This is a genomic window from Paenibacillus rhizosphaerae (genome assembly GCF_014192015.1).
In the GTDB taxonomy this organism is placed as follows: Bacteria; Bacillota; Bacilli; order Paenibacillales; family Paenibacillaceae; genus Paenibacillus_AQ; species Paenibacillus_AQ rhizosphaerae.
Genome location: NZ_JACHXJ010000002.1, coordinates 1,529,928 through 1,544,165, shown reverse-complemented (window position 1 = coordinate 1,544,165; position 14,238 = coordinate 1,529,928). Strand labels below are relative to the sequence as shown.

The window sequence follows — 14,238 nt, the reverse complement described above, 5'->3', positions numbered from 1 at the left end:
TGGATCGAAGCAGCCGCATTTGCCTGGATTGTATCCGTACAAGCAGTTCTGTCTATGACTCCGTTACGAGCTCTTGTAACTTTAATGAAAAATTATCCCAGTTTGTATCAAACCTTCTATTAAAACTCCACCCGCTAGAACGCAGCTTCTCGCCTAAATAGATGTAATCGGCACGTTGCTTATCGTTTAGACTAATATCTAAAGATAAAGTTCCATCACCAACCACGATCTTTTTCATGTAATCGTGTAATTTCCATAGGAGCGTTTCCTTATCGTCTTCTCTTTCCATTCCTATGCGCATAATAATTGATTCCATAGCATCATCCAGTTTCTGGACAACAAGAGCTTCATTTTTCCAATTATGATCTTTTTGATCCTGTATCGTTGCTTCAAGTTGAGCTAGATCTCGATAAATGGATGCATTCAATATCTCATATTTCAATTCTTGATTTCGGTTATCATGTTTATGATTCATAAATAAAAAAACATTTACGAATAACGACAATGCTAGAATGACTTTGATCCAATCAATTTTCCTCATACCATCCTCCAATCACTTAACAAGTTGTTTGGTGGTCTGCTCAATCGGGTATCCGGTTCCAATGACCTTCAAAGAAAGCTCTGCTGTAACACGTTAACCTGTTCATTTTCACACAACGTAGCTATGATGGAGGTTTGATCCCATTCGGGTATAGAGGTAATTATCAGTGATTCCACTGACATCCCCCCTTTCAATTTCAAATTTTATTAATGTATCATTTTACCACGATATATGCTATCAATGCGGTGTTGCGTAAAACTGCCCGTTAGCGTAAAAAATAGAGCAGCTGCCGCCGGCAGGACTGCTCCTCTATTTGTTGAATTAAAGTGATTACTTCACTAAGAATGGGATAATTGAATCAATCTGTATCCCTCTTGATGCTTTTAACAAAATCACATCATTTTTCTTAATTGCTTGGTTTAGTGCATTTGCCAACCCCATTTTATCTTTAAATGTTTTTACAGCACCTGTTGGATATCTCTTTATTGCTTCTGATGCAATATGGTAACTAAGATCACCGAATGTATAAATATAGTTTATTTTATCCGGATCAAGGTTTTTACCAATGACTCGGTGGAACTCTTCTTCATGATCACCAAGTTCAAGCATATCACCAATGACTAAATGCTTATCATTATAACCCGTCAGCTCTTGAAAAGTCTTAATTGCTGCATTTACCGAATCCGGACTAGCATTCCATGCATCATTAATTATGGTGAATCCCGATGGTGAAATGATCTTCTCCAATCTCATATCAGGCAATTTCAAATGAAGAAATCCTTCATTTATTTCAGCAGAATTTAAGCCCAACCTTAGAGCAATGGCTATTGTAGCAAGCGCATTATTAATATTATGGGCACCGAGAAGTGGAAGGTAATAATGATCGTTTGCAACAGAGAATTGGGAACCATTGGAGTTTGATAGTGCGCTCTCGACAATCACATCATTAAAATCCCCGTGACCAAAACTAATGGTTTCTAATGAGCTATTTTTTTTAATTTTGAAGATTTCTTTAGTCAATAATGGCTCGTCACCGTTGAAAACAAAACATCCACCATTCTTTAGACCAGTAACGATTTCCAACTTTGCTGCTGCTATTGTTTCTCTGGAGCCGAGGCTTGATAGATGGGAAACACCTATCATTGTAATTACAGCTATGTCAGGGTTGGTAATACGAGAAAGTTGCTCCATTTGCCCTCTTTCACTCATCCCCATCTCAATTATTGCAATTTCAGCATCTTTATTTATCCCTAATATCGTTAATGGAACACCTACTTGACTGTTTAAGTTTCCTTCTGTTTTATAAACTCGAAATTTTGTCTGTAAAACAGAATTTAGCATCTCTTTTGTAGTTGTTTTACCATTACTACCTGTAACACCAATAACTTTGACTTGTAATTCTTGTCGATATTGTGCCGCTAATTTTTGTAAAGCTTCTAAGCAATCATCTACATAAATTAACGGTAGATGACCTGGAGGATTGGGGTGATCCTTTTGCCAAAAGGACGCAATTGCTCCTTTAGATATTGCTTCATTAACGTAATTATGTCCATCTAACTCTCTTATAATGGGGACAAATAAATTACCTGGCTTTACCGTTCTGGAGTCAATAGACACTCCTTCAATCAATAGTCCCTTAAACTCCAAAGATAACCCATCGCCTTCAGACATTCGTTCAATAACTTTGAGTTCATGAGTAATCATCATTGCCCCCCAATTAAATACAATTTTTAAATCAGTGCTTTAAACCCTAACAGAACTGCCTTAATCTTGATAATGACACGTGTAAGAAGAGATCAAAAGGTCCATCACTATGGTTTTTTTGTTAAAGTGTGGTTCTTAATCAACTATCCTCCCTTTAGTTGTGAAAAGTCTGCCGGTCATCTCTATACGATGACCTCCATGTATTCAGTAAGGATTCCCAACACCTTGATGTTCTTACACATACACGCTGTTGCGCTATCCTGCCCGTTAGTTTAATAAAGCCAGCCGGTCAAAGTGATCGGCTGGCTTCTTGTTTTTATTAAGCTATCGGTTCACGTTAGCTTAAAGAGTTGTGACTCTTTAACAATAAAGCAATAGCATTCATTCCAGCCAATATGATCGGATAGAGTAATAATCCTGCAATGATAATGAATCCGGAAGCAGGATTAGCTTTATCCGCCGGATTCGTTATTGGAAATTGGGATGCAAAAATACTAATGTATAGCCAGTAATATGGAACCCAGATTATGGAGGAAAATAAGTTAGTCTTTTTAGAGGGGAGAAATCGTTTTTTTATCATGAACACAAACGTTATGATTGAAAAGGAAAAGCATAGAAGACCGATAACTGCATTAACCCTATCTATAACTGCAATTTCAACGCCAGTAATTCGATTTATTCTATAGACATTAACTAACATTTCACTCATTATAAATGGTAATAATGCAAAGATAGCGCTCAGAGCATTTATCATGAGAAAGTAGCGCATCAGTTTTCCCCCTTAAACTGGATTCTTAATTAGGTAACTATGGTCCACTTTAAGTTGCGTCATGTATAGGGGGAGCAGTTGACTTCCTATAACCAAAGATATACCAATTTACCCCATTTAAATACACCACATATTGGAACAAACCTGCCCGTTAGCGTAATGAAGCTACCGATACGCGCCGGCAGCTTCGTCTTGGTCGTTTATTCAACTATCGTTCCCCGTTAGCGTAATTCCGGATAGTTATAACTTATTTGTGTAAATATGGTGAGATTAACAATATAAGACCTAAGATTGCACATATTGCAGTTCCAATTCGAGAAAATATAAAATAGGCAGTTGAAGGTTCACGTGTTGCCTTCCATCCTTGGGTTAAACTCCAAAACGTTTTTGGTTTTATAGTGGCGAACAAAGCGGCTCCAGTCCAAAGTACAAGAAAAATAGTAATTCCTATAGAAATTATTTTTACTTCTGGCGGCACCATTCATCATCCCTTTCCCTAATTTATACATTAGTTCAAATACCATCAATATACCAATGTATAAATTAATAAGGAATATCGTCTGCCCCTTGTTTTTAAGGGGTTATCTCACATAAACCCGTTCAATCGTAGGATTTCAACATTCTTTATCACTGGGTCGGCTGTGAAGCAAGCTTCAGCCCGCGCAAGAACACTTTATATTGGGTATGGTTATTGCATGCTTACTTCACAATCAAAATTGTCTCCGGCTAACTAAATTATCCTGCCCGTTAGCTATCCCCCATTATCCTTACGAAATAACCCATTGCCTTATATTCCTGGTAACTGAACAACATATTTGAACGATCCGAAGAAGAGATCCTCCACGATGTCGGCTTCCAGTTTCTATGGAATCAGAATGCGACAACAGCCGCACTTTTAATCCCGAAATCGTGTTAATTCACGGCAAGAAAAAAGCGCTCCGGAACGTGTCCGAAGCGCCTTTACCGCCGAATCAAAATTTTACGCCGCCCTCTTGCATTCCGCTGACGAATTTCTTCGTCATAAGGAGGAATAGAACGACCATCGGAACGACGGTCATGACGCCCCCGGCGGCCATGAGGGCCCAGTTCGTGTTGTACTTGCTCGTAAAGTTCAAGTAGGCGACCGACACCGTTTTCATTGTATCCGTCTGCAGGATCGCGTTGGAGAGGAAAATCTCGTTCCAAGACGACAGCGTCGTGAAGATCGCGACGACAACGAACGCGGGCTTCGCGAGCGGCAGAATGATCCGGAAGAACGTGCCGATCGAGCTTGCGCCGTCGACCCTCGCCGATTCGAGCAGGTCCTTCGGTATGCCGAGCATGAATGCCCGCAAGAGGAACACGTTAAACGCGAACGCCCCTCCGACGAACGGGATGATGACGCCCCAATACGTATTGATCAGGTTTAGCTTGATTTCCATGAAGAAAATCGGGATGAAGCCGATCGGCATGCTCATCGTGATGAACAGATATGCGAGGAACAAGCCTGACCCCGGCGTGCTCATGAACGTCAAGCCGTAGGCCGCGAAGCCACACAGCACGCATACGAGCACGACGGTGATGCCGGTGATGATGAGCGTGTTCATGTAGGCGACGTCGAAATGGCCCTGCTCCCAAGCCATCGAAAAATTTTCGAACGTCCAAAACTTCGGCCAACCCAGGGGATTTTTCGAAATTTCGGCCTTTTTCTTGAACGCATTCATGAGCAGAAGGAGCATCGGGAAAAGGGAGAACGCCGTGACGATCAACAGGGGAATATGCCGCCAATTGAACCTGAGCTTCATTTACACATCCCACCCTTTCTTCTTCTTTAAATACGCGTAAACCGCGATCAGGATGAAGGCGATAAACATTTGGAACAAGGCGATCGCAGAGCCGTACCCCGCTCGTTGTCCCCTCGTGCTGAGCGAGTAATAGTAAGTCGATAGTGTCTCCGTAGCGTGGGCCGGACCACCTCCGGTCATGACGTACACCATCTCGAACGCGCCGAACGCGCCGAGTGCGGTAAGCAAGGTCACGACGACGAGCGTCGGGCGGATTTGCGGGAGCACGATGTTCCACAGAATCCGGAATCGTCCCGCTCCATCCAGCTTCGCGGCTTCCTCGATCGATTTGTCGTTTTGCGTGAGCGCCGCGAGCAGCCAGATGACGTTGCCGCCAAAGCCGCGCCACATGTCGGCTATGAGCACGGAGACGAGCGCAAACGACGGGATCGTTAGTCCGGGCCACTCCAGGAAACCGAGACCCGCTTTATCCAAGTAAAAGTTGACGCCGCTGAACGGGTTGTACAACCAAAACCAAATTTGGCCGGCGACGGTCACCGTAATGATCGAAGTCGAGAAGAAGATGGATTGGTAAGCCGTTTGACCCCGCTTGATTTTGGATAGCAGGTAGGCGAGCCCGAAAGCGAATATAATCGGAATGGTCACCCAGAACAGCATCCATTTAACGTTGTTGAGGAACGCGACGCCGACGATACGGTCTTGAAACGCTTCTACGAAGTTTTCGATTCCGATGAACTTGGGCATGGATATGCCGTTCCACTCCGTGAAAGGTAAATAAAGCGACAGCATCGCGGGGATGGTGACGGCGAAAATATGAAACAACAACCCGGGAAGAATGAACAGCCATCCTTTCCATCGAACCAGACGCGAACGTTTTATCACCGCCCATCATCTCCTTTAACGCGATATCCGATATCCGAAGGCCCCCTTCTCACCTTGAGCGTGGAAAGACTTCGGCCGTTCAGTCGTTTAATATTTATCCAGTCCAAAAATCCGGTTATCCGCGAAGTCTTTCTCCTTCAGCTTCTGGAGGTTGTCCAGCCAAGCTTCCGGCGTCGTTTTCTTCAAATACACGCTGGCGAAATCGGATTCCAGCACCTGAACAACGCTCGGAGGACCATAGGACCAAGCGACGTAACCGGTTCGTCCCGTCTTCTCCGCTTCGGAGATCAGGTTGAGCGCCTTGGCCACGTTCGGTTTCAGGTCGAACTGGGCGTAATCCATCTGGATCGGCTCAGGAATGCCGTGCTCTGCCATCGTCTTGACGACGTCGGGGTTGAAGAAGTAGTTCAGCAACTCGGCGACTTCATCCTTATGCTCGGACTTGGCGTTGATGACGAGGCCGCCGCCCACGCCGAGCGGGATGATCGGCTCGCCGTCCTGCTTCCAGCTCGGGAACGGCGCGAAGCCGATGTCAAAGTCGGGTTCGTTGTCGGCAGCCAAGCTCCACGTACCGTCCAATCTCATCGCGGCTTTCGAATTCAGGAACAGCTGGCTGCTGTCTTCCTGCGAAATCGCTTGCGATTTTTTGTCCGTCACGTAACCGGCGTTCCAGAACTCGTCGTAGCGCTTGATGCCGTCCACGATCGCCGGATCGTTCCATTTCACGTCGCCGGAATAAAGCTGCTTTGTGCCTTCTTTGCCCAGAATGCTGTTGACAATGCTCGTGACCCACCAGTCGTCGACGCCCGGGTTGTCCGAAGAGCCCCAAGCGAACGGCATGATGCCTTTTTCCTTGATTTCCGGCACAAGGCTCAAGAGCTCGCCGTAGTTTTTCGGAACGGCCCAGCCGTTTTCCTTGAACATTGTACCGTTGTAAACGAGAATGAGTCCTTCATAGTTCCAGGGTACGCCGATCGTCTTGCCGCCTTCGACGTAGGCGTTCTTTGCCCACCCGAACATGTCGTGGCCCCAGCCGTATTGGTCGTAATATTTATCCAACGGCTCTACGTAACCGGATTTGAATCTTTCTTTGGCCAAAGACGGATCCATGAGCATGAGGTCAGGCGCCTTGCCAGCCGCCAGCGCCGCGGACATCGCCTGGTCGTCGGCCATCGTCACCTGCTCCAGCTTGACGTCCGGATGGTCTGCCGAGAATTTGTCGTACATGACCTGAAGGGCTGAGCTTTCCTCGCCCCAGATCGCCGCGTCGGGAACCTGCAGCCTGATCTTACCGCTCGCCGCGCCGCCGTCGTTGGACGAACAGCCTGCAAGGACGAGCATGGAGACGAGTCCGACCACGGTCATCATTTTGCCAAACGTGCGTAATGCGGGTTTCATCATGAATGAACACCTCCATCGTTAGAATGGAAATACCGATTCTATGGCATGCACGCTTTCAAAAATCCGGCCATCTCTGCATACGCTTTCAATCCGTCGCCGGGAACAAGCTCGCATTCGACCGCCATGTAGCCCGTGAAGCCGATGTCTTTCAACGTCCTGAAGCCTGTCTTGAAATCCGTATGCCCGTAGCCGGGCTGCAGACGGTTGCTATCGGCGAGATGCACGTGTGCGACCAAATCCGCCGTCTTCCTGAGGCTCTCGGAGATGTCCCATTCCTCGATCTGCATATGGAAGAAGTCCGCCATCACTTTCACGCCGGAGAAGTTGCCTTCGCGAATCAGGCCTGACGCGTCTTCCAGCGTATTGATCATATGGTCCTCGTAGCGGTTAAGCGGCTCGAGCAGCAGCAAGCTTCCCGAAGATACGGCGTAATCGTTCAGCTTCCGCAGGGAATCGAGCAGTACTTCACGCTCCTCGTCCGCCGGCCGCGGGGAAACGAACGGCGGAAGCTTCCGGGAGAAGATGCCGAACGCCGCCGGGACGACGACGCCCGCCGCGCCGATGTCGGCCGAGCGCTCCAGGATCGCGCCGATGTCTTGGATCGCGAGTGCACGCTGCTCTTGATCGAAATCACCGATCCAGCCGCGGTAGCCCCCGCAGATCGAGCTGATCGGCACGCCGGTCGCCTTGACCGCCTTCTCGATCTCGTCGTACTTCTCTATCAGCCATTTCCCATCGATTTCCAGTCCTTCGAAACCGAGTTCCTGGAGCTTGGACAGCTTCGCTTCGTAAGTCGAACCGAAGAAACCTCTGTCTTGCGTAGCCAGCTTCATTTCATGACCCTCCATTTGCGGTTGAGGTCTCGGAATTGCGTCGGGGATATGCCGACGTAAGACTTAAACAGCCGCGTAAAATTTTGCAATTCGCTGTATCCTAACCGTTGCGATATTTCGGTCACGGACAGCTCGGAAGACTCCAGAAGCTTCTTCGCCTTCTGAATGCGCATTTCCCGCTGAACCTGCATCGGCGACTTACCGAACAGCTCCTTGAACCGGTTACTCACGTACGTAGGATGAAGATGCAGCTCGTCCGCCATCACCTGCAGCGTTAGTGGTTCCTCAGGCGACTGGACGATTCTCGACAGCATGTCCAGGAAGCTTTCGGACTTGGCAACGTCCGCGTGGGCGTCGCTCTGGCCGACCGCGCTGTTCAGGATGATGTACAGAAGCTCGAGCGACTTCGCCTGCTTTAGAATGGATAGAGGCAGGGAAGGCGTCTCGGCTTCCGCGGAGCCCATGAACTCCATGAATACCTTCTCGAAATAGTCGTTGTTCTGCAGCTGGAATACGTACGGAATTTGAAACATTTTCATCGCATCCATGATGCCTTCAATCTCGTACGAGAAGTGCCACCACAGAAACACGGTTTCTTCCGGCGAATCCTTGTAATGGTCGTGCTCCACATTCGGAGGAATGAAGATGACCGTCCCCGGCGCCAGCGTCTTCACTTCGCCGTCGATTCGCAATTTCGCGCTGCCCGACTTCAAGTACGACATGACGTACCAAGGAAGCGTGCGGTTAAACGTCTTCATTTCGTTCCGGCTATGGACGTCGAATTCGACAATTTGGAGCTCGGCATGTCTGAGGAGGGAACCCAGTCTATCGCTCATGCCGTATCCCTCCTTTCATTTCTGGCCTTTAGAACGTGACTCCTAGTTTAATGCTTTGGTCAGGACGCTGATCGACGTATTGCTCGTAGCCTTCCGCCGATTGCTCGAACGGAACAACCGGGCTGATGATGTCCTCGCAATCGATACGGCCAGCGGATAGGATTTCCCAGCAGACGTCCTCGATCCGGCGCCAGCTCCAGCGCGGATAATCCGGATTCGGCTCGCTGCAGGCGCGGGAGAAAACGATCTTGGCGTTGTTGAAGTGCGCTTCACGGCCGAGATCGAGCCCGCCCTTGAAAGCTCTCGCCCAACCGACGAACGCGATCGTGCCGCCGTAAGCGAGGCCTCTCAAGGATTGCTGGAGAGCGAATTCGCTCGCGCTAGTCTCGATGATGACGTCCACGCCGAGTTTGCCCGTCGCTTTCTTCAGCTCGAGGCCGACGTCTTCGTTCGCCGGATCGTATGCGGCGTCCGCACCGTTCTTGATGGCGACTTGACGGCGTCCTTCGATCGGATCGACGACGGCTACCCAGCTCGCGCCGGCCATCTTCGCCAGCTGCGCCGCGATTTGGCCGATTGCTCCAAGGCCGAACACTGCCACGCGGTCGCCCGCCCGGACGTGCGCATCGCGGATGCCGCCGAAGGCGAATTGTGCGGGATCGAAACAGACCGCGTTCTTCCAGGACATGCCTTCGGGCATTTTTTTCAAATAATAATTGTCTACCGCGTTCACGATATGCGTCTCGCGGATGCCACCGTAGCAGCAAACCCGGTCGCCGACCTTGTATTCGGTCACCTCGGAGCCGGCTTCAATTATGACGCCGACCCATTGGTTGCCGAGGTTCCAACGGCCGAAGCCGCCGTCCGTGGAAATATCTTTCGGATCACGCGGCAAAAACAAATTCCAGCCGTCCTTCTCGTCGAAGTAATCCGCCGTGTGCGGGCTTTCACCGCGGAAGCCGGCGAGCTCGGAGCCGTGCTTCGGAGAGGCGTGCTCGACGCGGACCTTCACTTCGTTCGGCTTGATGTCGCGGTCCTCGTATGTCGTAATCGCCGTTTTGCGCGGGGCTTGCGCGATCAGTTGTTTCGGCATTTCGATTCCTCCTATGGTTGGGCAAATGTTAATAATCACTGGTATTTAACGGCACGTCGTTTGCTGTTACCGCTTACAAATGCATTATAGCGCAAGTTTATACGTTGTTTATTATCCATGGTTGAGGGATATTTATCTGTTTTACAGGTTAACGGCGGGGGGGGGGCTCGCGAATGATCGAACGTTAGGCTCAACTCCATTTCCCTATACTCCACATGAAAGGCAGCACTCGCTCTTGCCTAACATCGAGATATACGCAAGCCAAGGCACGTTCGTCGTGCCAGACCCGCACTTCATATTACAATCCATCTCATAAAAAACGTTCTCTTCCCTAACTCGATTGTCCCAATGAAATACAAAGAAAGCGATCGTCATGATCGCTTCCCCTTGTTTTTCTTAGTTTCCGTAGATGGTAAACAGCCTCAAAAATATTGTTAGCCCACAACCTTATACCCTTTACCTCGGCCAGCGCCTCTCCACCGGCGGCAGCACCGGAAACGCCGCGTGCGGCTCCGCCTGATACCAATACGCGACGGAGGACACGTCGTCGGTACGCTCGAACAACTCGCGGCTGTTGTGGCCGATCTGTTGAATCGTTACCCGAAGCTCGCTCTCGAAGCGGATCGGATCCATCAGATGCCAGCGGTACAAGCCGTGCATCGGCACGCTGTCCTCGCCGAAGACGTCACTGCGCGTGTTGTCCGCTTTGGAGTAGAACGGATAGCCGAGATAAGGCGTATTATAAGTCTTTTCGACGATTTTCCCGTCTTGCTTCTCGTAGAAGCACCAGGCACCGCCGAAATAATCCTCCGTCCCGGTACCGCAGATCGTCGGCCATTCCTCGTCACCGTCCAGGAAGAACTTGATCTCTCCTTCTCCCCACCAGTAGCGCTCGAGCGCCGCCCAAGCCAGATAAGTGCCGACGTAATGTCCCTTCCCCTTGATCCCGTCCAAGATGGTGAAATCTCGCGCCTCCGTCGTGATGTTCTCCCGCCGCCACTGCGCGTGGAGGTAGCCGGCCTCGTCCGGCAGCCCGTCTACGAGCGTGTAATTGATTTGATAGAAGAAGCCGTTAATATCGGCTGCATGCTGGTTCTCGACCGTGATCCGCGCCGAGCTGCGAAACGGCATCGGGATGTAACAGTTCATTCCGCCCGTCGGATTGACCACGATCGGCAGAGAATTGACGTTGCAGCGGGTTCCGAAGCCGTTGCAGAAGAAGTCGCCGAGCGGGACCTCCACCGACGGCTCGGCTTCGCCGTCCCAGTACATCCGGAGCACAAGATCCCTCAGCACGAAGTACCCTTTATCCGTTCGGTCCGTCACCGTAATCCAGAAGTGCTGAAGCACGCCGGGACCCGAGATCTCCGCCAAGGTGACCGTATCGCCTTGGGGCAGGGTAATGCAGGGACGTCCCTTCCGGGCCGTGCCGAGATTGCTTGCTTCCTTGCCGCCGGCGCCCGATTCGCCTTTCGGATTCTCGGCGGAGATGGATCGGGTCTTGCCGTTCGTCATGAGCGGAGCGGTGGACAGGCCGAAGCCCAGACCTTGATTATGCAGCATATTAGGACCTCCCGGTATCGATGGTTTGATAATCGTTATGCATGATGCACAGCGCTTGATGCTTCGGCGCGATGTCGACCATATAAGGCTCGGCCGCGCGGCAAGCCTCGCGGACGTACGGACATCTGCCCGAAAATCTGCAGCCGGCCGAGCCGGCTTCCGCGGCATCCGTATCGGACAGAACGACGTTCTCATCCCATTTGTTGCCGACGCGCGGAATAGAGTCGAGCAGCAGCTCGGTATAAGGATGCGACGGATCGTTCAGGATGCTTCTCGCTTCGCCGAATTCGATCAGCTGGCCGCGGTACATCGTCGCGATATAATCACTGACGTAGTAAGCCGTCGACAGATCATGCGTAATATAGACAAAGCTGACGTTGTATTCGTCCTTCAGCCTGCGGAACAGGTTGACGATATTCATCCTCAGCGAGGCGTCGATCATCGCGACGGGCTCGTCGGCGACGATGAGGCTCGGCTTCGGGATGAGCGCCCTGGCGATCGAGATCCGCTGCAGCTCCCCGCCCGAGAACTGGTTCGGGTACTTTCCCTTGACGGCCGCCAGCTCAAGACCGACCGAACGCAGCACCTCCGTCACGACCTCCTGTGCTTCCTTCCTGTTCGCGGCGACATCCAGGTTGAGCGCCGTCTCGAACAGATAGGAATCGACCGTCCTCTGCGCGCTGAACGACGTGAATGGATTCTGGAAGATCGGCTGCACCTTCTTGAGGAACGCCTTCCGGTTCCTCCTCTTCCCGTAAACGGACAAAGGAACGCCGCCGAGCACGATGTCGCCGGACGTCGGGGTAAGCAGACGCAGAATCATCCTCGCGAGCGTCGTCTTGCCGCTCCCCGACTCGCCAACGATGCTCATGATCTGCGGCTTGTCGCCGGGCAGCCGCAGCGAGGCGTTGTCCACGGCGACGATCCGCTTGCCGAGCACCATTCCGCCGAGCTTGAAGCTCCGGCTGAGATTGCGTATTTCGAGCAGATTAGCGGGCAACGGAATCGCCTCCCCGAATCGAATAGTCATCCTCCAGCAGATGGCAGCTTGCGAAATGATCCTCGCCGACCCGCGTTTCGGCCGGCTCCTTGGCGCGGCACAGATCCATCGCCAGCGGGCATCTGGCCGCGAAGCGGCAGCCCCCGGGAGGATTTTTGAGGCTCGGCGGCGTACCGGGAATGCCCTCCCTCTGACTGTTGTCCCCGACCTTCGGAAGCGCGTTAATGAGCATTCTCGTATACGGATGCTGCGGATTTTCAAAAATTTGCTCAGTCGGCCCGACTTCGATCAGCTGCCCCGCGTACATAATGCCCATCCGGTTTGTAATCTGGTAGTGGACGCCCATGTCGTGCGAGACGATAACCATCGAATTTTTCATTTTTTTCTGCACGCGGGAGAGCATCGTTAAAATCCCCCGCTGCACGATGACGTCCAGCGCGGTTGTCGGCTCGTCGGCGAGAATGATGTCGGGATGCAGGAACGTCGCCAGCGCGATCAGCACGCGCTGCTTCATGCCGCCGCTCAGCTGATGCGGATACGCGTCCAGCACCTCGGCCGGAAGCTCCAGCTCCTGCAAATACCGGACGATTTCCTCCTGCAGCTGCTTCTTGCTCTTCTTATCATGATAACTGCCGATCGCGTCGAAAAACTGCCCTTTTACCCGCGCCACCGGGTTCATGACATGCATGGCTCCCTGCGGGACGTAGGAGATGACCTTCCACCAGCTCTTGTGTATCTCCCCGTTTCTATAGACGACCGGGCTGCCGTCCTTCCTCTCGGTATGGATTTCCACGGAGCCCGACGAAATTTCGAGCGGATACTTCACGAGATCGTACATCACCTTAAGCAGCGTCGACTTGCCGCAGCCGGATTCTCCCGCGATACCGAATATTTCGTTCTTCCGCACCTCGAAATCGACACGGTCAACCGCCTGCACATAGCTGCCCAGCATGTCGTAACGCGCGCTTACGCGCTTTAACTTCAGCATATTACTTCCCTCTCCTCAGCGCGGAATATTGTTGATAGCCCGTCATTGTCAGGAACAGGGCGATGAAGATAAGCGCGATCGCTATAACCGGAGAGCCGATCCACCACCATCGGCCGGCCAGCATCGCCTGATGCTGGTTCGCCCAGTAAATCATCGTGCCGAGCGTCGCCTTCTCGTTACTGGACATTCCGATGACGGCGAGCCCGGACTCCGAGCCGATCGCGACCAGAATCGTGTTAACGAAGTTCGCGAGCGACCATCCCGCCACGAACGGAAAGATTTCCTTGACGATGATCTTGAACGTGCCGCTGCCGGAGAAAACGGCGGTGTTAATGAAATCACGCTCCCGCAGTGACAACGCCATCGCGCGCAGCTGGCGGGCGGGCCAGGGCCAGTTGAACACGATCAGGACGACGGCGATATAAAGCAGGGACGCCCGGCCCTTCAGCATCGTGCCTAGCAGGATGAGAATCGGCAGCGAAGGGATGACGATGAAGGAATCGGTCATCAGCGTAATGAGCCGGTCGATGAAGCCTCCCTTGAAGCCGGCGATTAATCCGAGCAGCGCGCCGATGACGGTCGCGAAGAAAGCGACGAGAAGGCCGATGACGAACGAATTTTGCAGTGATTTGGCGAGCAGCCAGAACGTATCCTGACCCAGGTTCGTCGTGCCGAACCAATGGTCCGCGCTCGGCTTCAAATTTTTCGGGTAGGTGCCCCATTCGATCGGATTCCCCGTATAGAAGAACGGAAAGATCATGCCCAGGATAAGAAACAGGGCAAGAATGGCGACTCCAGCCTTCAGTCGAAAGTTCCAGTTTTTCATGGCTTCTCCTCTCTTCCC

At 51.3% G+C, this 14,238-nt stretch carries 14 protein-coding genes; all 14 read right to left on the bottom strand.

What is annotated here, in order from left to right; all coding sequences use genetic code 11:
- Window positions 1-52 precede the first annotated feature (52 nt).
- The 14 genes from FHS19_RS15675 to FHS19_RS15615 all read right to left on the bottom strand — a co-directional run bounded on the left by FHS19_RS15675 (window position 53) and on the right by FHS19_RS15615 (window position 14,220).
- Entirely contained in the window at window positions 53-541 is a 489-nt protein-coding gene (locus tag FHS19_RS15675) for a hypothetical protein (protein WP_183582689.1), read from the bottom strand.
- Between the two features lie 330 nt (window positions 542-871).
- On the bottom strand, window positions 872-2,248 hold the full coding sequence (locus FHS19_RS15670; RefSeq protein ID WP_246426578.1) for a UDP-N-acetylmuramoyl-tripeptide--D-alanyl-D-alanine ligase: 1,377 nt from the start codon (window positions 2,246-2,248) through the stop codon (window positions 872-874).
- Between the two features lie 334 nt (window positions 2,249-2,582).
- Window positions 2,583-3,014: a hypothetical protein gene (locus FHS19_RS15665; protein ID WP_183582688.1), complete on the bottom strand. Its 432-nt coding sequence runs from the start codon at window positions 3,012-3,014 to the stop codon at window positions 2,583-2,585.
- A 247-nt stretch (window positions 3,015-3,261) separates the two neighbouring features.
- On the bottom strand, window positions 3,262-3,495 hold the full coding sequence (locus FHS19_RS35670) for a DUF6199 family natural product biosynthesis protein (protein WP_376771883.1): 234 nt from the start codon (window positions 3,493-3,495) through the stop codon (window positions 3,262-3,264).
- A gap of 490 nt (window positions 3,496-3,985) precedes the next feature.
- Window positions 3,986-4,798 carry a carbohydrate ABC transporter permease gene (locus FHS19_RS15660; RefSeq protein ID WP_183582687.1) on the bottom strand — a complete coding sequence of 271 codons (813 nt, stop codon included), beginning with the start codon at window positions 4,796-4,798 and terminating at the stop codon, window positions 3,986-3,988.
- Complete coding sequence (locus tag FHS19_RS15655; RefSeq protein ID WP_183582686.1) at window positions 4,799-5,680, bottom strand: carbohydrate ABC transporter permease; 882 nt, start codon at window positions 5,678-5,680, stop codon at window positions 4,799-4,801.
- A gap of 87 nt (window positions 5,681-5,767) precedes the next feature.
- Window positions 5,768-7,081, bottom strand: a complete 1,314-nt coding sequence (locus FHS19_RS15650; RefSeq protein WP_183582685.1) for an ABC transporter substrate-binding protein — start codon at window positions 7,079-7,081, stop codon at window positions 5,768-5,770.
- Between the two features lie 38 nt (window positions 7,082-7,119).
- Window positions 7,120-7,914 carry a sugar phosphate isomerase/epimerase family protein gene (locus FHS19_RS15645; protein ID WP_183582684.1) on the bottom strand — a complete coding sequence of 265 codons (795 nt, stop codon included), beginning with the start codon at window positions 7,912-7,914 and terminating at the stop codon, window positions 7,120-7,122.
- A complete protein-coding gene (locus tag FHS19_RS15640; protein ID WP_183582683.1) occupies window positions 7,911-8,750 on the bottom strand; it encodes an AraC family transcriptional regulator in 840 nt (279 codons plus the stop codon). The genes FHS19_RS15645 and FHS19_RS15640 overlap by 4 nt, the downstream gene beginning before the upstream one ends.
- A 28-nt stretch (window positions 8,751-8,778) precedes the next feature.
- Window positions 8,779-9,843: a zinc-dependent alcohol dehydrogenase gene (locus tag FHS19_RS15635; protein WP_183582993.1), complete on the bottom strand. Its 1,065-nt coding sequence runs from the start codon at window positions 9,841-9,843 to the stop codon at window positions 8,779-8,781.
- A gap of 456 nt (window positions 9,844-10,299) precedes the next feature.
- Window positions 10,300-11,406 (bottom strand): glycoside hydrolase family 172 protein, encoded by a 1,107-nt coding sequence (locus FHS19_RS15630; protein WP_183582682.1) that lies wholly within the window; start codon window positions 11,404-11,406, stop codon window positions 10,300-10,302.
- A 1-nt stretch (window position 11,407) separates the two neighbouring features.
- A complete protein-coding gene (locus FHS19_RS15625) occupies window positions 11,408-12,436 on the bottom strand; it encodes an ABC transporter ATP-binding protein (protein ID WP_183582681.1) in 1,029 nt (342 codons plus the stop codon).
- Window positions 12,396-13,394 carry an ABC transporter ATP-binding protein gene (locus tag FHS19_RS15620; protein ID WP_183582680.1) on the bottom strand — a complete coding sequence of 333 codons (999 nt, stop codon included), beginning with the start codon at window positions 13,392-13,394 and terminating at the stop codon, window positions 12,396-12,398. The genes FHS19_RS15625 and FHS19_RS15620 overlap by 41 nt, the downstream gene beginning before the upstream one ends.
- 1 nt (window position 13,395) lies before the next feature.
- Window positions 13,396-14,220: an ABC transporter permease gene (locus FHS19_RS15615; RefSeq protein WP_183582679.1), complete on the bottom strand. Its 825-nt coding sequence runs from the start codon at window positions 14,218-14,220 to the stop codon at window positions 13,396-13,398.
- Window positions 14,221-14,238: the final 18 nt, after the last annotated feature.